Origin of the sequence: Thioclava pacifica DSM 10166, assembly GCF_000714535.1 — a bacterium.
Taxonomy (GTDB): Bacteria; Pseudomonadota; Alphaproteobacteria; order Rhodobacterales; family Rhodobacteraceae; genus Thioclava; species Thioclava pacifica.
Window position 1 is genome coordinate 547,109 of the sequence record NZ_AUND01000012.1, and the last position, 18,727, is coordinate 565,835.

General features: G+C 62.3%; 15 protein-coding genes. 7 read left to right on the top strand and 8 right to left on the bottom strand.

Features of this window, described 5'->3' with window-relative positions; genetic code table 11:
* Positions 1–21 precede the first annotated feature (21 nt).
* Genes rimP through infB form a run of 4 tightly spaced genes read left to right on the top strand, consistent with a single transcriptional unit; the run spans position 22 to position 5,405 of the window.
* Positions 22–603: a ribosome maturation factor RimP gene (gene rimP / locus TP2_RS08495; RefSeq protein ID WP_038075884.1), complete on the top strand. Its 582-nt coding sequence runs from the start codon at positions 22–24 to the stop codon at positions 601–603.
* Position 604: 1 nt separating this feature from the next.
* Positions 605–2,221, top strand: coding sequence for a transcription termination factor NusA (gene nusA / locus TP2_RS08500; RefSeq protein ID WP_038075888.1), 1,617 nt, complete (start codon positions 605–607; stop codon positions 2,219–2,221).
* Positions 2,222–2,250: 29 nt separating this feature from the next.
* Positions 2,251–2,880: an RNA-binding protein gene (locus tag TP2_RS08505; protein WP_038075889.1), complete on the top strand. Its 630-nt coding sequence runs from the start codon at positions 2,251–2,253 to the stop codon at positions 2,878–2,880.
* A complete protein-coding gene (gene infB / locus TP2_RS08510) occupies positions 2,877–5,405 on the top strand; it encodes a translation initiation factor IF-2 (protein WP_038075890.1) in 2,529 nt (842 codons plus the stop codon). The genes TP2_RS08505 and infB overlap by 4 nt, the downstream gene beginning before the upstream one ends.
* Before the next feature lie 95 nt (positions 5,406–5,500).
* Here infB and TP2_RS18980 read toward each other — a convergent pair whose 3' ends face one another.
* From TP2_RS18980 to TP2_RS08525, 4 genes are all read right to left on the bottom strand, one after another.
* A complete protein-coding gene (locus TP2_RS18980) occupies positions 5,501–5,629 on the bottom strand; it encodes a hypothetical protein (protein ID WP_276202128.1) in 129 nt (42 codons plus the stop codon).
* Positions 5,630–5,757: 128 nt separating this feature from the next.
* A complete protein-coding gene (gene mutT / locus TP2_RS08515) occupies positions 5,758–6,156 on the bottom strand; it encodes an 8-oxo-dGTP diphosphatase MutT (protein ID WP_038075892.1) in 399 nt (132 codons plus the stop codon).
* Entirely contained in the window at positions 6,153–7,517 is a 1,365-nt protein-coding gene (gene argJ / locus TP2_RS08520) for a bifunctional glutamate N-acetyltransferase/amino-acid acetyltransferase ArgJ (protein WP_038075894.1), read from the bottom strand. The genes mutT and argJ overlap by 4 nt, the downstream gene beginning before the upstream one ends.
* 19 nt (positions 7,518–7,536) lie before the next feature.
* Positions 7,537–8,448: a peptidylprolyl isomerase gene (locus TP2_RS08525; RefSeq protein WP_157617072.1), complete on the bottom strand. Its 912-nt coding sequence runs from the start codon at positions 8,446–8,448 to the stop codon at positions 7,537–7,539.
* A 181-nt stretch (positions 8,449–8,629) separates the two neighbouring features.
* Between TP2_RS08525 and secA the strand changes: the two genes are divergently transcribed.
* On the top strand, positions 8,630–11,341 hold the full coding sequence (secA, locus tag TP2_RS08530) for a preprotein translocase subunit SecA (RefSeq protein WP_038075896.1): 2,712 nt from the start codon (positions 8,630–8,632) through the stop codon (positions 11,339–11,341).
* A gap of 184 nt (positions 11,342–11,525) precedes the next feature.
* Positions 11,526–12,587 (top strand): hypothetical protein, encoded by a 1,062-nt coding sequence (locus TP2_RS08535; protein WP_038075898.1) that lies wholly within the window; start codon positions 11,526–11,528, stop codon positions 12,585–12,587.
* On the opposite strand, the gene radC is transcribed toward TP2_RS08535, so the two are convergent.
* The 3 genes from radC to dnaK form a co-directional block, all read right to left on the bottom strand.
* Positions 12,581–13,342: a RadC family protein gene (radC, locus tag TP2_RS08540; RefSeq protein ID WP_038076240.1), complete on the bottom strand. Its 762-nt coding sequence runs from the start codon at positions 13,340–13,342 to the stop codon at positions 12,581–12,583. The genes TP2_RS08535 and radC overlap by 7 nt on opposite strands.
* Positions 13,343–13,428: 86 nt before the next feature.
* Complete coding sequence (gene dnaJ / locus TP2_RS08545) at positions 13,429–14,589, bottom strand: molecular chaperone DnaJ (protein WP_038075899.1); 1,161 nt, start codon at positions 14,587–14,589, stop codon at positions 13,429–13,431.
* 75 nt (positions 14,590–14,664) lie between these two features.
* On the bottom strand, positions 14,665–16,578 hold the full coding sequence (dnaK, locus tag TP2_RS08550; RefSeq protein WP_038075901.1) for a molecular chaperone DnaK: 1,914 nt from the start codon (positions 16,576–16,578) through the stop codon (positions 14,665–14,667).
* 182 nt (positions 16,579–16,760) lie between these two features.
* Between dnaK and TP2_RS08555 the strand changes: the two genes are divergently transcribed.
* Positions 16,761–17,396: an alpha-ketoglutarate-dependent dioxygenase AlkB family protein gene (locus TP2_RS08555; protein ID WP_051692385.1), complete on the top strand. Its 636-nt coding sequence runs from the start codon at positions 16,761–16,763 to the stop codon at positions 17,394–17,396.
* Between the two features lie 161 nt (positions 17,397–17,557).
* Here TP2_RS08555 and TP2_RS08560 read toward each other — a convergent pair whose 3' ends face one another.
* Positions 17,558–18,700 (bottom strand): alkane 1-monooxygenase, encoded by a 1,143-nt coding sequence (locus tag TP2_RS08560; RefSeq protein WP_051692342.1) that lies wholly within the window; start codon positions 18,698–18,700, stop codon positions 17,558–17,560.
* Positions 18,701–18,727 lie beyond the last annotated feature (27 nt).

Genomic DNA, 18,727 nt, shown 5'->3' on the forward strand with positions numbered 1-18,727 from the left:
TGTAGGATCGGAAAGAAAGACATGACCGACCTGATCGCCAAGACCGCCATCGACCGGCGTCTGGCCGAGATCGTGACCCCCGTGATCGAGGGGCTGGGCTTCGAGCTCGTGCGGCTGCGGCTGCAGGGCGGCAAGACGGCTACGCTACAGATCATGGCCGACCGTCCCGAAGGCGGGATCGTCGTGGATGATTGCGCCGCGATCTCGACCGCCGTTTCGGCCGCGCTCGACGTGGAAGACCCGATCGAGGACAAATATACGCTCGAAGTTTCCTCGCCTGGCATCGACCGTCCGCTGACGCGGCTCAAGGATTTCGATGCCTGGGAAGGCTATGAGGCGAAGATCGAGACCACCGAGCCGATCGACGGGCGCAAGCGCTTCAAGGGCATCCTGCGCGGCACCGAGGGCGACGAAGCCCTGATCGAGATCGAAGACCAGGGGGAAGAGGTCGTGATTGGCCTCAATTTCGACCTGCTCGCCGATGCGAAGCTCGTGCTGACCGACGACCTGATCACCGAGATGCTGCGCCAGAAGAAAGTGGCCGAGGGCATCGACGAAACCGATTTTGACGAGATTGACGAATCCCCCGAGGAGGAGACCTGAGATGGCCATTACCGCAGCCAACCAGCTTGAGCTTCTGCAGACCGCCGAAGCCGTGGCCCGCGAGAAGATGATCGACCCGGATCTGGTGATCCAGGCGATGGAAGAAAGCCTCGCGCGCGCCGCGAAGTCGCGTTACGGCGCCGAGATGGACATCCGCGTCTCGATCGACCGCAAGACCGGCAAGGCCACGTTCACCCGCGTGCGTACCGTTGTTGATGACAAAGAGCTGGAGAACTACCAGGCCGAGCTGACCGTCGAGCAGGCGAAGCAATACCTCGAAGACCCGCAGATCGGCGACACGATCGTGGACGAGGTTCCCCCGGTCGATCTGGGTCGTATCGCCGCGCAATCGGCCAAGCAGGTCATCCTGCAGAAGGTCCGCGAAGCCGAGCGTGATCGCCAGTACGAAGAGTTCAAGGACCGCGTCGGCACGATCATCAACGGCGTCGTCAAGCGCGAGGAATACGGCAATATCATCGTCGATATCGGCCGTGGCGAAGCGATCCTGCGCCGCAACGAAAAGATCGGCCGCGAGAGCTATCGCCCGAACGACCGCATCCGCGCCTATGTCAAGGACGTGCGCCGCGAGACCCGTGGCCCGCAGGTCTTCCTGTCGCGCACCGCGCCGGAATTCATGGCCGAGCTGTTCAAGATGGAAGTGCCGGAAATCTACGATGGCATCATCGAGATCAAGGCCGTGGCCCGCGACCCGGGCTCGCGCGCGAAGATCGGCGTCATCAGCCATGACAACTCGATCGACCCGGTTGGCGCCTGTGTCGGTATGCGCGGTTCGCGCGTGCAGGCCGTCGTCGGCGAGCTTCAGGGCGAGAAGATCGACATCATTCCGTGGAACGAAGATCAGGCGACCTTCCTCGTGAACGCGCTGCAGCCGGCCGAAGTGTCGAAAGTGGTGATCGACGAGGAAGCACAGAAGATCGAAGTCGTGGTCCCGGACGAGCAACTGTCGCTCGCGATCGGCCGCCGCGGTCAGAACGTGCGTCTGGCCTCGCAGCTGACCGGGCTCGACATCGACATCCTGACCGAGGCCGAGGAATCGGCGCGCCGTCAGGCCGAGTTCGCCGAGCGTACCAAGCTCTTCGTCGATGCGCTCGATATCGACGAGTTCTTCGCGCAGCTTCTGGTCGCGGAAGGCTTCACCTCGCTCGAGGAAGTGGCCTATGTCGACATGGATGAACTGCTTTCGATCGAAGGCGTGGACGAAGGTACGGCTGAAGAGCTGCAAGCCCGTGCCCGTGACGTGATCGAGGAGCAGAACCGCAAGGCGCTTGAAGCCGCGAAGGAGATGGGCGTCGAACAGTCGCTCTTTGATTTCGAGGGGCTGACCCCGCAGATGATCGAGGCGCTGGCCAAGGACGGCATCAAGACGCTGGAAGACTTCGCGACCTGCGCCGACTGGGAACTGGCCGGCGGCTGGACCACGGTCGACGGTCAGCGCGTGAAGGACGATGGCCTGCTCGAGAAATTCGATGTCAGCCTCGAAGAGGCGCAGAACCTGATCATGACCGCGCGCATCATGCTGGGCTGGGTGGACCCGTCCGAGCTTGAGGTCGAGGACGAGGGTGACGCGGAAGACACCGAGGAGGAGGCCGGGGCGTAAGCCTCGGACTCGACCGGAGAGGAAACAAGATGAGTCGCGGCGGCAAGCCGAAAGAGCAGAGCGATCCCGAACGGCGCTGCATCGTCACCGGCGAAGTTCAGCCGAAGGCTGGGCTGATCCGGTTCGTGCTCGGGCCGGACGGGATGATCTATCCGGACGTGGCAGGGAAACTGCCCGGCCGGGGGATCTGGATCACCTCTGACCGGACTGCCATCGAGACGGCAATGAAGAAGGGTCTGTTCGCGCGCGCTGCCAAGGCTCCCGCGAAAACCCCTGAAAATCTGCTGGAAATGGTCGAAAAGGCCCTTGCCAGCCGCGTTGTCGATCTTATTTCTCTGGAGCGAAAAGCCGGCAAGGCAGTTGTCGGCTTCGAAAAGGTCAAGGGCTGGCTGGCCGAAGGACGCGCGAAAGTGCTGCTTCAGGCAAGCGACGGCTCGGACAGGGGCAAAGGCAAGCTGTGGACGCCCGAAGGCGGGCGCTGGTTCGGCTGCCTCACCTCTCAGGAATTGGGTTTGGCATTCGGACGCGATCGTGCGATACACGGCGCGCTTGCAGCTGGTGGCCTCACCCCACGCGTGATTGAAGACGCATCGAGGCTTGCGGGATTGCGCAAGCAGGACGGCGGCAAGACCGCCATGAAGGATACGAAGACGGCATGAGCGATACTGACGGCAAAAAGACTCTCGGACTGGGCGGCGGGCGCCCCGGGCAGGTGAAGCAGAGCTTCTCGCACGGGCGCACGAAGAACGTCGTGGTCGAGACGAAAGGCAAGAAGCGGGTGCTGAACAAGCCGGCGGCCGGCGCCGGCAAGGCTGCGGGCGGCAAGCCGGCTGGCGGCGATCCGTCGAAACGTCCCGCCGGGATCTCGGATGCCGAGATGGAGCGCCGTCTGAAGGCTCTCCAGGCTGCCAAGGCACGCGAAGTCGAAGAGGCCGCGGCCCGCGCCGCCGAGGAGAAGGCGCGCGAGGAAGAGCGTGAGCGCCGCCGCGCCGAGGCCGAAGCCAAGGAACGCGAAGAGCGCGAGCGTGAAGCTGCGCTGAAAGCGAAGGAAGAAGAGGACGAGCGCAAGAAGCGCGAGGCCGAACTTCGCGACAAGAAGAAAGAAGAGATCCGCAAGGCGGGTCCGAAGAAAGACGTGCCGGTCGATCAGGCCGCCGTCGAAGCCGCGGCCGCGCGCGCCGAGACCAAAGGCGTCTCCGCCTCGGGTCCGCGCAAGACCGACCGCGAGCGCGACACCCGTGCGCCCGAGCGTGATACCCGTGGCGGCAAAGGCCGTGACGATGGCAACCGTCGCTCCGGCAAGCTCTCGCTGAGCGATGCGCTTTCGGGTGGCGAAGGCCGCCAGCGCTCGCTCGCCGCGATGAAACGCAAGCAGGAACGCGCCCGCCAGAAGGCGATGGGCGGCTCCAGCCGCGCTGAGAAACAGAGCCGCGAAGTGCAGTTGCCCGAAACCATCATGGTCTCGGAACTGGCAAACCGCATGGCCGAGCGTGGCGCGGACGTGGTTAAGACGTTGATGAAAATGGGTATGATGGTCACGGCCAACCAGACCATCGACGCCGACACCGCCGAACTCGTGATCGAGGAATTCGGCCACAAGGCCGTGCGCGTCTCGGATTCGGATGTGGAACAGGTGATCGACACCGTGAAGGACAAGGCTGAAGACCTCCAGCCGCGCCCGCCGATCGTGACGATCATGGGTCACGTCGACCACGGCAAGACCTCGCTTCTCGACGCGATCCGCAACGCCAACGTCGTCTCGGGCGAAGCTGGTGGCATCACGCAGCATATCGGGGCCTATCAGGTCACCACCGAGAGCGGCGCCGTGCTGACCTTCCTCGACACGCCCGGCCACGCGGCCTTCACTTCGATGCGTGCGCGCGGCGCCAACGTGACGGATATCGTCGTGCTGGTGGTGGCGGCGGACGACTCGGTGATGCCGCAGACGATCGAAGCCATCAACCACGCCAAAGCGGCGAAGGTGCCGATGATCGTGGCGATCAACAAATGCGACAAGCCCGATGCGAACCCGCAGAAGGTTCGCACCGAGCTGCTCCAGTACGAAGTTGTCGTCGAAGAGATGTCGGGCGACGTGCAGGACGTGGAAGTATCGGCCAAGACCGGCAAGGGGCTCGATCAACTGCTCGAAGCGATCGCGCTTCAAGCCGAGATCCTCGAGCTTCAGGCCAACCCCGATCGCGCCGCGCAAGGCGCTGTGATCGAGGCCAAGCTCGATGTGGGCCGTGGTCCGGTCGCGACGGTTCTCGTGCAGCACGGCACGCTCAAGCGCGGCGATATCTTCGTCGTGGGCGAGCAGTGGGGTAAGGTCCGCGCACTGATCAACGACAAGGGTGACCGCGTCGAAGAGGCGGGGCCGTCGGTTCCGGTCGAGGTGCTTGGTCTGAACGGCACGCCCGAAGCGGGTGACGTGCTCAACGTGGTTGAGACCGAGGCTCAGGCCCGCGAGATCGCCGATTACCGTGAGCAGGCCGCCAAGGACAAACGTGCTGCCGCTGGTGCCGCGACGACGCTCGAACAGCTGATGGCGAAGGCCAAGGCAGACGAGAGCGTGTCCGAGCTTCAGGTCATTGTGAAGGCCGATGTGCAGGGCTCGACCGAGGCGATCGTTCAGGCGCTCGAGAAGGTCGGCAACGACGAGGTCCGCGTGCGCGTGATCCATTCGGGCGTCGGTGCTATCACCGAATCCGATATCACGCTGGCCGAGGCCTCTAACGCTCCGGTTATCGGCTTCAACGTGCGTGCCAATGCGCCCGCCCGTAACGCCGCGAACCAGAAGGGCGTCGAGATCCGTTACTACTCGATCATCTACGATCTGGTGGACGACATCAAAGCCGCCGCTTCGGGCCTTCTGTCGGCCGAGATCCGCGAGAACTTCATCGGCTATGCCGAGATCAAGGAAGTCTTCAAGGTCACCGGCGTCGGCAAGGTCGCGGGCTGTCTCGTCACCGAGGGTGTTGCCCGCCGTTCGGCTGGTGTGCGCCTGCTGCGCGACAACGTGGTCATCCACGAAGGCACGCTCAAGACGCTCAAGCGCTTCAAGGACGAGGTCAAGGAAGTGCAGTCGGGCCAGGAATGTGGCATGGCCTTCGAGAATTACGACGATATCCGTCCGGCGGATGTCATCGAAATCTTCGAACGCGAAGAGATCGAGCGCTCGCTCTGATCCGATGCACGAGAGAAATGGAAACGGGGGCCTTCGGGCCCCCGTTTTGCGTTTGGCAGCAGAATTCGGTTCGGTCGCAAGACGCCTTGTGCAGATCAGGCGCTGACGGGACGACCCGCGAAGAGCGTATCGCCCACGCGTACGAGGATACGCCCACATTCCAGCTGGCGTTCGAAAACACCCTGGATAGAGACGCTGCTGCCGATGAGAATGGTTCTGAGCATCGGTTCTCCTCCCTATGAAGGGAGATTAAACGCGAAACTCTTTACGGAACGCAAACAAAATAACCCTATTTGTTTCGATTTTGCGAACATTTCGAGCGGATTTTAAACTGAATCGGGGCCTGGAGCGATCAGAGCCAGTCGCGCAGGATCGGAATCAGCGGGATATCGGCAGGCGGCATCGGGTAATCACGCAGCTCGTGCGCCCGCGCCCAGGCCAGCGTCTGACCCTCGCGCGGGACCAGCGTGCCCTCCCATTTGCGACAGGCAAAGAGCGGCATCAGCAGGTGAAAATCGTCATAGGCATGGCTCGCGAAGGTCAGCGGCGCAAGGCAGCTTTCATGGGTGCGGATGCCCAGCTCTTCTTCCAGTTCGCGGATCAGCGCGGCCTCGGGGGTCTCCCCGGGTTCAACCTTGCCTCCAGGAAACTCCCAGAGCCCCGCCATCGACTTGCCTTCCGGACGCTGTGCGAGAAGCACGCGCCCGTCCACGTCGATCAGCGCGACCGCCGAGACCAGAACCATCTTCACGAACGGTAATCCGCGTTGATGTCGATGTAGCGATGGGTGAGATCGCAGGTCCAGACCGATTTCGACGCACGCCCCAGCCCGAGATCGACGCCGATCACCAACTCCGGATTCTTCATGTAGGCGCTCGCCTTTTCTTCGGAATAATCCGGCACGCGCCAGCCCTTTTCGGCGAGCACCATGTCACCGAAGGAGATCGTCAGCTTGTCGCGATCAGCCTTGGCTCCGGATTTGCCGACAGCGGCCACGACGCGACCCCAGTTGGCGTCCTCGCCGGCGATCGCGGTCTTCACCAGCGGCGAGTTCGCCACCGCCATCGCGACCTTGTGAGCATCCTCGGCCGAGGCGGCGCGGGTCACGCGGATCTCGACGAATTTGGTGGCGCCTTCGCCATCCTTCACGACCTGATGGGCGAGATCCATCATTACTGCCCGCAGGCCGGCCTCGAAATCCTTCGCGACCTGGCTGCGCAAATCGGAAATCTCGGAAGCGTCCGACTGGCCGGTGGCGGCCACGATCAGCGCATCCGAAGTCGAGGTGTCGCTATCGACCGTGATCGCGTTGAACGTGTCCTCTACCTGCCGGGAGAGCATCTTTTGTAGGCGTGCAGGCGTGATCTTCGCATCGGTGAAGATATAGACGAGCATGGTCGCCATGTTCGGCGCGATCATTCCCGAGCCTTTGGCGATCCCGGCAATCTTGATCTCGCCGCCCTCGCCCTGAACCGTCGCGCAGGCGCCCTTGGGATAGGTGTCGGTGGTCATGATCGCGCGGGCGGCGTCTTCGATCCCCGCCGGCGACAGGCGCTCGGCCAGCGTGTCGATCGCGAGGATGATCTTCTCGTAGGGCAGGGGTTCACCGATCACCCCGGTCGAGGAAGAGAACACGCGGCTCGGGGGAAGATCGAGCGCCTTGGCGACGCCTTGCGTCACCAGATCCACGGCCTTCTGGCCAAGCTTGCCGGTGAAGGCATTCGCATTGCCCGAGTTGACGATGATCGCGGCCCCTGAATCCTTCGGCACGCGCATTTTCAGCTTTTCCTGACAATCGAGAACGCAAGCCGCCCGGGTCGAGGAGGTAGTGAACACGCCCGCGACTGAAGATCCCGGCGCGACCTTGGCCAGCATCACATCGGTGCGGCCTGCATATTTCACCCCCGCCGCGGCGGAGGCAAACTCGACACCGGCGATCTGCGGCAGATCGGGGAAGGCCTCAGGTGCGAGCGGCGAGACCATCACCGTCTTTGTCTTGATCGGGGCGGGCGCAGCGGCGGTGAGATCGGACTTCAGCGCCTTGATCTTGGCGCGCAGCTTCTTGACCTTGGTCTTCAGCTCTTTGTCGTCCTTCGATTTCTTCTTCGCCATCGCGCCCGCCTCTCGTCGATCAGTTGCTCCCGAGGATGGACTGATCCTTGAGTACCGCCGGATCAATCCCGTCGGTCATCTTCTCGATTTTCGCGCCGTCCACAACATCCTTCACGCGCTTTTCCACGGCAGCCTGACGGATATCGCCCTCGAGCTCGTCCCGAACATCGGCGAGCTTGGGCGCATCGACCATCTTCGTGCCGATCAGCTTGATCACGTGCCAGCCATATTGGGTCTGGATCGGGCCGACGATCTCGCCGTCCTTCATGCCCGCCACCGCATCCGCGAAGGGCTTCACCATCGCGTCGAGCTTGAACCAGCCCAGATCACCGCCATTGGCCGCCGTGCCGTCGAAGGAATTCTTCTTGGCTTCTTCCGCGAAATCGGCGCCGTTATCGATCTCGGTCTTGATCTTCTCGGCCTCTTCCTTGGTTTTCACGATGATATGGGCGGCGTGATATTCCTTGGTCGGTGCGGCCTTCGCGTATTTCGCGTCATATTCCTTCTGAACGGCCTCATCGGTCACCGCCTTGTCCGCGGTGTAGTTGAGCATCGCACCCGACAGATAGGCGCGTTTCTGTACTTCGAGCGCGATCTTGTCGCGTTGGGTGATGCGCTTTTCCTCGAGCTGGGCCAGCGCGGTCTGCTGGATCAGCTGCTCCAGAATGCCGTTGAACAGCTTTTCGTCACCGAGCGATTTGTATTGCGCGGGCAGGCCGTCGCGCACCGTCTGCATCATCCCGAGCGTGATATCCTGGCCGTTTACGGTGGCTACAACGGTATCGGCGGTCAGGTCCGTGCGCGGCTTGGCAGTGGTCTCGGCCTTGGCCGCATCGGCCGGTGCAGGCGTCTTCGCCTCTTCGGCCATTGCGGTCCCCGAGACCATCGCGAGAACCGCAACACTTGCGAGAAGTTGGGTCAGTTTCGGCATCCTTGCCACTCCCTTTTGGCCGCGTCTTCCGGCGGCGTTGACACTCTGGCAGTCGCCCCTTACATCGCCAAGGGTCTGTAAGAGCCGTTTCGGCCTTGTTTCGCTCGCTCTTCTAGGCAGCCAAACCCTTCGCAGCAAGGCGTCGGGAATAACGATCTGGTCAGCTACCCTCGGAGATTACATGCTCGGCATCGGAACACTCGCGAAGAAGGTCTTCGGTTCATCGAACGACCGCAAGGTGAAATCGGTGCGCCCGCTGGTGGCGAAGATCAACGCACTGGAAGAAGAGTTTGCGCCGCTCACAGATGAGCAGCTGATTGAAAAGACGCGCGAGTTTCAGCGTCGCGTGCAGGAAGAGGGCGAGAGCCTCGACAAGATCCTGCCCGAAGCTTTCGCCAACTGCCGCGAAGCCGCGAAACGCGCGCTTGGCCTGCGCGCCTTCGATGTGCAGCTCATCGGCGGCATCTTCCTTCATCAGGGCAATATCGCCGAGATGAAGACGGGCGAAGGGAAAACCCTCGTCGCGACTTTCCCGGCCTATCTGAACGCGCTTGCGGGTAAGGGCGTGCATGTCGTCACGGTGAACGACTATCTGGCCCGTCGCGACTCGGAATGGATGGGCAAGGTTTACAATGCGCTCGGCATGAGCTGTGGCGTGGTCGTGCCGTACCAGCCGGAGCCCGACAAGAAACTCGCCTATGCGGCCGACGTGACCTACGCGACCAATAACGAGCTGGGCTTCGATTATCTGCGCGACAACATGAAGACTTCGGTCGATCAGATGATGCAGCGCGGCCATTTCTTCGCGATCATCGACGAGGTGGACTCGATCCTGATCGATGAAGCCCGGACGCCGCTGATCATCTCGGGTCCGTCGGATGACCGTTCGGAGCTTTATGTCACGCTCGACAAGTTCATCCCTCAGCTGAGCGAAGAGCATTACACCGTCGACGAAAAGCAGCGCACCGCGACCTTTACCGAAGAGGGCAACGAATTCCTCGAGCAAATCCTGCACGAGGCGGGCGTTCTGCCCGAAGGTCAGTCGCTCTACGATCCCGAGAGCACCACGATCGTTCACCACGTGAACCAGGCGCTTCGGGCTCACAAGCTGTTCTTCAAGGATCAGAACTACGTCGTCATGGGCGGTGATGTCGTGCTGATCGACGAATTCACCGGCCGCATGATGAAGGGCCGCCGCCTGTCGGAAGGCCTGCATCAGGCGATCGAGGCGAAAGAGGGCGTCGAGATCCAGCCCGAGAACGTCACGCTGGCCTCGGTCACCTTCCAGAACTACTTCCGCCTCTACAACAAGCTTGGCGGGATGACCGGCACCGCGGCCACGGAGGCCGAGGAATTCGCCGAGATCTATTCGCTCGGTGTCGTCGAGATCCCGACGAACCGTCCGATCGCCCGTAAGGATGATCACGACCGCGTCTATCGCACCGCGAAGGAGAAATACGACGCGGTGGTGAAGGCGATCCTCAAGGCGCATGAGAAGGGTCAGCCGATCCTCGTGGGTACGACCTCGATCGAGAAATCCGAGATGCTGTCGGACCTGCTGACCCAGGCAGGCATCAAGCACAACGTTCTGAACGCACGCCAGCACGAGCAGGAAGCGCAGATCGTGGCTGAGGCGGGTCGTCTGGGCGCCGTTACGATCGCGACGAACATGGCTGGCCGCGGCACCGATATTCAGCTTGGTGGCAATGTCGAGATGCGCGTGCAGGACGAGCTTGCGGCGAACCCCGAGGCTGATCCCGAAGAAGTTCGCAAGCGGATCGAAGCCGAGACCGCCGAGGAGAAGGCGAAGGTTCTGGAGGCGGGCGGTCTGTTCGTGCTCGCGACTGAGCGCCACGAGAGCCGTCGCATCGACAACCAGCTGCGCGGCCGCTCGGGCCGCCAGGGCGACCCGGGCCGCTCGCTGTTCTTCCTTTCGCTCGAAGACGACCTGATGCGCATCTTCGGATCGGACAAGCTCGACGCGGTTCTGTCGAAGCTCGGGATGAAAGAGGGCGAGGCGATTATCCACCCCTGGGTGAACAAATCGCTCGAGCGCGCGCAGGCGAAGGTCGAGGGTCGCAACTTCGACATCCGCAAGCAGCTCCTGAAGTTCGACGACGTGATGAACGACCAGCGGAAGGCGGTCTTCTCGCAGCGTCGCGAGATCATGGAAAGCGAAGAGGTTGGCGAGATCACCCGCGACATGCGCGTGCAGGTCATCGAAGATCTCGTGGACCGCTACATGCCGCCGAAGAGCTATGCCGATCAGTGGGATGTCGAGGGCATGCACCAAGCGGTGATGGACCAGCTCAGCCTTGACGCGCCGATCGCGCAATGGGCCGAGGAAGAGGGCGTCGATCAGGACGTAGTGATCGAGCGTCTCGAAGAGGCGACCGATACGATGATCGCTGAGAAGACCGAGGCCTTTGGTCCCGAGACGATGCAGCTCATCGAAAAGCAGGTTCTCCTGCAGATCATCGACGCGAAATGGCGCGAGCACCTCGTCACGCTCGACCAGTTGCGCCAGACCATCGGTTTCCGGGGCTATGCGCAGCGCGATCCGCTGTCGGAATTCAAGACCGAGAGCTTCCAGCTCTTCGAGATCATGCTCGACAGCCTGCGTGCCGATGTGACCCAACAGCTTGCGCGCATCCGTCCGCTGACCACCGAGGAACAGGAACAGATGCAGGCGCAGATGCAGCCTCAAGCTGCACCGCAAGCCGATACAGGTGATGCGGCGACGGCCCCGCAAGCTGAGGCCGAAGTGGTGGCGGAGGCTCTGCCCGGTTTCGACGAATCCGATCCCTCGACCTGGGGCGATCCGGCACGCAATGATCCCTGCCCTTGCGGGTCTGGGAAGAAATTCAAGCACTGCCACGGGCAGCTTGTCTGACGAAATACGGCAAAGAAAAGGCGGCCCCGGCCGCCTTTTCCATATCTAGTCGGAATCCTTAGAGAACTCCCCAATATTTGCGAATTGCACAACCTTAGCGTGCCGCAAAGTTTTCTTAATTCGCGCCCAGCTTCGCCGCTTTCCGCCTTTAACAATCCGGTAAGTAAGTTTGCCGGAGGCTGCGATGCGCAATATCCGCAAGATATCCATGATCGGCGCGACCTTCCTCCTCGCAGCCGCGACCGGGCACGTCATGCAGACGGTCGGGCCTTCGCCTGCGCTCGATACGGAATATATCTCGCCGATGATGCCGATCGCTGATTGGCAGGAGCGGATCGCCCCTCGTCTGCCCAAGCCGATGCTCAAGCCGCCGATCGCGCGTGTGCAGCTCATCAGCCAGACCGTCCTGCGCAACCCACCGAGCCGCGATATCGCGCGCGACACGGGCGTGGGCGCGATCCCGGCGATGGCGAGTGCAGCAGGTGACGGTTTTGCCTCGACACGCATGTCTACACAGATCGACCGATCGGAGGGGTCTTCCACGGCGAGCCCCAAGTCTGATGACACCGCGGCGTTGCCCGATTGCGCGCCTGCGCAGCTGAGCGCGGATGCAAGCGGCGCCGGATTGCTGCACGTGTCCCTTGCGGCCCCCTGTTTGCGCAATGCGGAGATTGTCTTTCATGACGGCCAGCTGATGCTCGACGGGCAGACCGATGGGCGCGGAAACTGGTCTGAATTGCTGCCTGCACTCGAAGCGCAGGCGAAACTGACGGTATTCGCTCATGGCGAACGAATCGCGCAGAAAAGCCTGGCTGTTTCCGGGCTCGAGCGAATCAACCGGGTGATCCTGATCAGCGCACAGGGCGACGGGATGCATCTCAACGCCTATGAGAACGGCGCCGGATTTGATGATGCCGGTCATGTCAGCATCGCCACCCCGCGTACCTATGACACGCCGAAAGGCGGGTACATGACGCAGTTCGAGACTGAGGATGGCAAGCGCGTCGAAATCTACACAGCGCCGTCCAATCTGACGGATGTTGAGCTCGAGCTCGAAATTGCGCTCAATGAAGAAAGCTGTGGCAAGACTGTCAGCGGATCGGTCTGGAACGTGGTTGGCGGCAAAGCGCAGCCCACGATGCCGCTTGAGATCGCACTGCCGAACTGCCCGGCGAATGGCGGGGCGATTGTGCTGTCGTTGCCCGGTTTCACCAATCAGATCGCGGCGAACACTGCTGCTCAGTAATAGCCCTCTGCACGCAGGCTGACCTCATGATCCTTGCCGAGGATCAGGTGGTCATGCAGTTCGATCCCGAACAAATTCGCCGCTTGCGCGATCTGGCGGGTGATCAGGATATCGGCCTCTGAAGGGGTTGGATCGCCCGAGGGATGATTATGAACGAGGATCAGCGCCGAGGCATTGGCCTCCAGCGCGCGCTTGATCACCTCGCGCGGGTAGACCGGGACGTGATCGACCGTGCCGCGCCCTTGTTCCTCATCCGCAATCAGCCGGTTCTTGCGATCGAGCAGCAGCAGGCGAAACTGCTCTGTTTCGGCATGGGACAGTGTGGTGTGGCAGTAATCGAGCAATGCCTGCCACGAGCTCAGAACCGGGCGGTGCATTACCTTTGAGCGGGCAAGACGCTGCGAGGCGGCCTCAATGATCTTGAGTTCCTGGATCACCGTCTCGCCGACGCCAGTCACCTGTCGTAGCCGCGTGGGGGACGCAGAGACCACACGCCCGAAATCCCCGAAACTGTCGATCAGGCGCCGCGCGAGAGGTTTCACATCCTGTCGTGGAATGGCGCGGAACAGCACCAACTCCAGCATCTCGTAATCGGGTATAGCCCGCGCGCCGCCCTCCATGAATCGCTCGCGCAACCGCTTGCGGTGGTCGATTAGATAGGAAGGTTGCTTCGCCGGGGCCGCGACTGGGCTGGCGGTGTCGATCTCGAACAGCGGCAGCGGGGGCTCTTGGCAGCTATGTGAAGTCTGGTCCATGCCGGGCAGCATGGCCGATTCGCGATGAATAAAAGCTTAACCAACCCAGACGAGAGGATGTGAAAAAGGCGCCCGAAGGCGCCTTCTCATTGTGTCATGCCATCCCAGAAGTTCTTGACCTTCTTGAAGAAGCTCGCCCCTTCCGGGTTGTTCTCGGCCTCGATCTCCTGAAATTCTTTCAGGATCTCCTTCTGGCGCGCGGTCAGGTTCACCGGCGTCTCCACAGCGAGTTCGATGAACATGTCACCGACCCCGCCGCCGCGCAGCGCGGGCATGCCCTTGCCACGCAGGCGCATCTGACGGCCCGACTGGCTGCCTGCCGGGATTTTCACCCGCGAGCGCCCGCCGTCGATCGTCGGAACCTCGACCTCGCCGCCAAGCGCTGCTGTCGCCATGCTCACCGGCACGCGGCAATGCAGATCGGTGCCCTCGCGCTCGAAGATCTGGTGCGGCTTGACCTCGATGAAGATGTAGAGATCGCCCGACGGACCGCCGCGCAGCCCCGCCTCGCCTTCGCCGGCGTGACGGATGCGGGTGCCGGTCTCCACCCCGGGAGGGATGTTGACCTGAAGCTGGCGATCGGTCTCCACCCGGCCCGCACCATGGCAGACCTTGCAGGGATTCTTGACCACCTGGCCCTGACCGCCGCAGGTCGGACAGGTCCGCTCCACGGTGAAGAAGCCGTTCTGCGCGCGCACCTTGCCCAGACCCGAGCAGGTCGGACAGGTTTGCGGCTCTGCTCCACCTTCGGCGCCGGTGCCGTTACAGGCGGTACAAGCTGCCGAGGACGGTACGTTGATCGTCTTCTGAGTGCCCTTGAACGCCTCTTCAAGCGTGACGCGCAGGTTGTAGCGCAGATCCGAGCCGCGTTGTGCACGCGAGCGCGGACCGCCACCACCACGGCCACCCATGAAGTCGCCGAACAGGTCTTCGAACACATCCGAGAAGGCCGAGGCGAAATCGCCCTGACCCGGGCCGCCGCCGAAGCCGCCACCCGGACGCGGGCCTCCGCCCATGCCACCCTCGAAAGCCGCATGACCGAAGCGGTCATAGGCCGCCTTCTTCTCCGGATCCTTCAGAACCTCGTAAGCCTCGTTCGCTTCCTTGAACTGGGACTCGGCATCGGGATTGTCGGAGTTGCGGTCGGGATGGAGTTCCTTGGCCTTCTTGCGATAGGCCTTCTTGATCTCTTCGGCCGAGGCGCCCTTGGCGATTCCCAGAACGTCGTAAAAGTCACGTTTTGCCATTGGCTACCCCTCTTGGGGGAACATGGGAACGGGCCCGCCTAGATACGGCAGGCCCGCCCAACGTTCCGCGCGCAATTACTTGCGCTTGTCCTCGCCCAGATCTTCGAAGTCGGCATCGACGATGTCGTCATCGACATCGCGCGGCTCGTCTTCGTCCGAGGCCTCGCCCTGACCGGCTTTCTCCTGCTCGGCCTTGTAGATGGCCTCGCCGAGTTTCATCGCCGCATCCGTGAGGTTCTGGATGGCGCCCTTGATCTTACCTGCTTCCTCGGTCTTGAGGGCTTCCTCAAGCGCGTTGGCAGCGAGTTCGATCGCTTCGACCGTCGACGCATCGACCTTGTCGCCATGCTCTTCGAGCGACTTGCGGGTCGAGTGCAGGAGCGATTCGCCCTGATTCTTGGTCTCGACGAGTTCCTTGCGGGACTTGTCGGCCTCGGCATTCGCCTCGGCGTCCTGAACCATTTTCTCGATCTCTTCGTCGGAAAGACCGCCCGAAGCCTGGATCGTGATCTTCTGCTCCTTGCCGGTGCCCTTGTCTTTCGCCGAAACGGACACGATGCCGTTCGCGTCGATGTCGAAGGTCACTTCGATCTGCGGCATGCCGCGCGGGGCCGGCGGGATGTTCTCGAGGTTGAACATGCCCAGCAGCTTGTTGTCCGCGGCCATCTCGCGCTCGCCCTGGAAGACGCGGATCGTCACCGCGTTCTGGTTGTCTTCCGCGGTCGAGAAGATCTGCGACTTCTTGGTCGGGATCGTGGTGTTGCGGTCGATCAGGCGGGTGAAGACACCACCCAGCGTCTCGATGCCGAGCGACAGCGGGGTCACGTCGAGCAGCACGACGTCTTTCACGTCACCCTGCAGAACGCCGGCCTGAATGGCCGCGCCAAGCGCCACGACTTCGTCCGGGTTCACGCCCTTATGCGGCTCCTTGCCGAAGAAGTTGGTCACTTCTTCCACAACCTTGGGCATGCGGGTCATACCGCCGACGAGCACGACTTCGTCGATCTCGTCCTTCGACACGCCGGCATCTTTGAGCGCGGCGGCACAGGGCTTGAGCGAGGCCTTGATCAGGTCGTTCACGAGGCTTTCCAGCTTCGCACGGGTCAGCTTCATGACCATGTGCAGCGGCGTGCCGTCCTTGCCCATCGAGATGAAGGGCTGGTTGATCTCGGTCTGAGACGAGCTCGACAGCTCGATCTTCGCTTTCTCGGCAGCTTCCTTCAGACGCTGAAGCGCCATCTTGTCCTTGGTCAGGTCGACGCCATGCTCTTTTTTGAACTCGTCAGCGAGGTAGTTGACGATGCGCATGTCGAAGTCTTCACCGCCGAGGAACGTGTCGCCGTTGGTCGATTTCACTTCGAACAGGCCATCGTCGATTTCGAGGATGGTGATGTCGAAGGTGCCGCCGCCGAGGTCATAAACCGCGATGGTTTTCGTTTCTTTCTTGTCGAGACCATAGGCCAGCGCCGCCGCGGTGGGCTCGTTGATGATGCGCAGCACTTCGAGGCCGGCGATCTTGCCCGCGTCTTTCGTGGCCTGACGCTGGGCGTCGTTGAAGTACGCCGGCACCGTGATGACCGCCTGCGTGACTTCCTCGCCCAGATAGCTCTCGGCGGTTTCCTTCATCTTCTGAAGGATGACGGCCGACACCTGTGCGGGGGAGTATTTCTCACCCTTCACTTCGACCCAGGCATCCCCGTTGCCACCGTCGACGATGGAGTAGGGAACGAGTTTCTTGTCCTTCTCGACTTCCGCATCCGTGGTGCGGCGGCCGATCAGGCGCTTCACGGCGAACACGGTGTTCGACGGGTTGGTGACCGCCTGGCGTTTCGCCGGCTGGCCGACCAGACGTTCGTCGTCGGTATAGGCGACGATCGAGGGGGTGGTGCGCGCCCCTTCGGAATTTTCGATCACTCGGGGTTGCGAGCCATCCATGATGGCGACGCAGGAGTTCGTGGTCCCGAGGTCGATACCAATGACTTTACCCATGATGTTACCTCTCTTGGCGATATGGCGGGGAACGGGTCCATTCAGGCCCCCGGCCCCTATCCCTTGGGTTTCGGTTTCATGTTCTGCCGGAGGACCCTGTGGTCCGCGACCGGCTTCGAAGCGTATATAAGGAGGGCCAAATCGGCCTGCAAGAAGGCTCCCCCGAGGAAGATTGCGAGAAAATGACAGAAATTCCCGAGGACGCAACCGCACGCCCCGCTCCGCAGGAGATTCGTGGCTTCCTGCATTATCCCGGCTGGCTTGATGTGGCTGAACAACAGGCTCTGCTCGCCGATCTTCGTGAGGTGGTGGCGCGCGCCCCGCTCTTTTCGCCCATGACCCCTTATGGCAAGCCGATGTCGGTGCGTATGACCTCAGCCGGACGCTTCGGTTGGGTGTCCGATCGGCGTGGCTATCGCTACTCGGAAACCCATCCCGATGGTTGTCCTTGGCCCGAAATCCCATCCTCGATCCTTGCGATTTGGAACGCGGTCTCCGGCACAACGCGCGCTCCGGAATGCTGCCTGATCAATTTCTATGGCGAGGGCGCGAAGATGGGGATGCATCAGGATCGCGACGAAGATGACTTCGATCAGCCGGTCGTCTCGATATCCCTGGGCGATGACGGGCTCTTTCGCATCGGCAACGCAACGCGCGGGGGCAAGACGGAAAGCCTCTGGCTGCGTTCGGGCGATGTCATGGTGATGGGAGGCGCCGCGCGGCTCCTTTATCACGGGATCGACCGGATCAAGCCCGGCACCTGTCCGCTCATGCCGAAAGGTGGACGGATCAACCTGACCTTGCGCGTCGTGACCTGAGACCTGCGCTTGTGGAAAACAGGGAAGCCTCCGGCGGGGATATTTCAAAGCAGTTGGAAGAAGGGTTTCGCCCTTAATGGCTCGAACGATGCCGTGGGGCGCCGATCAGGAGCCATTGTCTCGAGTTCCAATCGGCGGGCTGCAAAGCGGCAGGGCCGCTCTTAGAAAGAGCCGCGCGGCAAGGGGGTCGTGCCCTTGTTGTAGGGCGTCCAGTCCTCGATCTCGGGGTAGTATTTGCGCCGCCAGGCCCGCACGCGCGGGTTCATCCGGCGCCGCCAGAGCGGCGGGATCATCGCCAACGCCGTCATGCCGGGATAGCCGAAGGGCAGCTGTGGCGCCTCCTCGGCATCGTAGGTTTGCAGCAGCGGGAAGCGGCGGTCGGGTTTGTAATGGTGATCCGAATGGCGCTGCAGGTTGATCAGCAGCCAGTTCGAGGCCATGTGATCGGCGTTCCAGCTATGGCGCGGCAGGACATGTTCGTAGCGCCCGTCACCCTTGTATTGCCGCGTCAGACCGTAATGCTCGACATAGTTGGTCAGCTCCAACTGCCAGACCGCGAAGAAGGCTTGCAGCACGAAGAGGCCGAGCCCCATCCAGCCACCGATCGCGAAGGCGGCGAGCAGCGCCAGCGCCTGCAACGCGCCGTAGCGCCAGAACGGGTTGGAGCGGTGCCAGACCGGGCGGCCCGCGCGCGCCAGCATCTGCGTTTCGGCTTTCCATGCCGAGTTTGGGCATTCGAAAAGCACCCGCCAGAAGAAGCGGTGGAAGCCTTCGTTGTAGCGCGCCGAGACCGCGTCGCGGGGTGTGCCGACCCAGAGGTGATGGACCAGAAGGTGCTCTGTGCGGAAATGGGAGTAGAGGACGGATGCCAGCAGCAGATCGCCGAGCCAGCGTTCGAGCCTGTTCTTCTGGTGCAGCAGTTCATGGGCATAGACGATGCCGATCGTGCCCGAGATCACGCCCACGCCGAACATCAGCGCGACGATCTCAAGCCCGTTCAGGTGATTGCTATGCGTCACCCACCAGATCGTGCCGAAGATCACCGCCGCTTGTATCGGAAACCAGATCAGCGTGATCGCGCGATACCAGAAAAGATCGGCCTCGGGGGTGTCGGTGTCGGGCTGGTCCTCGTTGCGGCCCAGAAGCTGGTCGAGCAGCGTCGTCAGCCACCATGCATAGGCGGGCAGCAGGATCAGGGTCCAGCCGCCGAACCATGCCTCGATCATCGCCAGCGGCACGGTGCCGAGCGAGAGCCAGAAGGGCAGGGCATGGGAGGGGCGGCGGATCTCGGCGCGGCTCGACATGGGGAGGTTCCGGTTGTTGCGCGCCCA

Bases quoted from the DNA above. Each gene is read 5' to 3' on its own strand.
- rimP (WP_038075884.1), top strand. From the start codon at position 22: ATGACCGACCTGATCGCCAAGACCGCCATCGACCGGCGTCTGGCCGAG.
- nusA (WP_038075888.1), top strand. From the start codon at position 605: ATGGCCATTACCGCAGCCAACCAGCTTGAGCTTCTGCAGACCGCCGAA.
- TP2_RS08505 (WP_038075889.1), top strand. From the start codon at position 2,251: ATGAGTCGCGGCGGCAAGCCGAAAGAGCAGAGCGATCCCGAACGGCGC.
- infB (WP_038075890.1), top strand. From the start codon at position 2,877: ATGAGCGATACTGACGGCAAAAAGACTCTCGGACTGGGCGGCGGGCGC.
- TP2_RS18980 (WP_276202128.1), bottom strand. From the start codon at position 5,629: ATGCTCAGAACCATTCTCATCGGCAGCAGCGTCTCTATCCAGGGTGTT.
- argJ (WP_038075894.1), bottom strand. From the start codon at position 7,517: ATGGCGAAGAAGAAATCGAAGGACGACAAAGAGCTGAAGACCAAGGTC.
- TP2_RS08525 (WP_157617072.1), bottom strand. From the start codon at position 8,448: ATGCCGAAACTGACCCAACTTCTCGCAAGTGTTGCGGTTCTCGCGATG.
- secA (WP_038075896.1), top strand. From the start codon at position 8,630: ATGCTCGGCATCGGAACACTCGCGAAGAAGGTCTTCGGTTCATCGAAC.
- TP2_RS08535 (WP_038075898.1), top strand. From the start codon at position 11,526: ATGCGCAATATCCGCAAGATATCCATGATCGGCGCGACCTTCCTCCTC.
- radC (WP_038076240.1), bottom strand. From the start codon at position 13,342: ATGGACCAGACTTCACATAGCTGCCAAGAGCCCCCGCTGCCGCTGTTC.
- dnaJ (WP_038075899.1), bottom strand. From the start codon at position 14,589: ATGGCAAAACGTGACTTTTACGACGTTCTGGGAATCGCCAAGGGCGCC.
- dnaK (WP_038075901.1), bottom strand. From the start codon at position 16,578: ATGGGTAAAGTCATTGGTATCGACCTCGGGACCACGAACTCCTGCGTC.
- TP2_RS08555 (WP_051692385.1), top strand. From the start codon at position 16,761: ATGACAGAAATTCCCGAGGACGCAACCGCACGCCCCGCTCCGCAGGAG.
- TP2_RS08560 (WP_051692342.1), bottom strand. From the start codon at position 18,700: ATGTCGAGCCGCGCCGAGATCCGCCGCCCCTCCCATGCCCTGCCCTTC.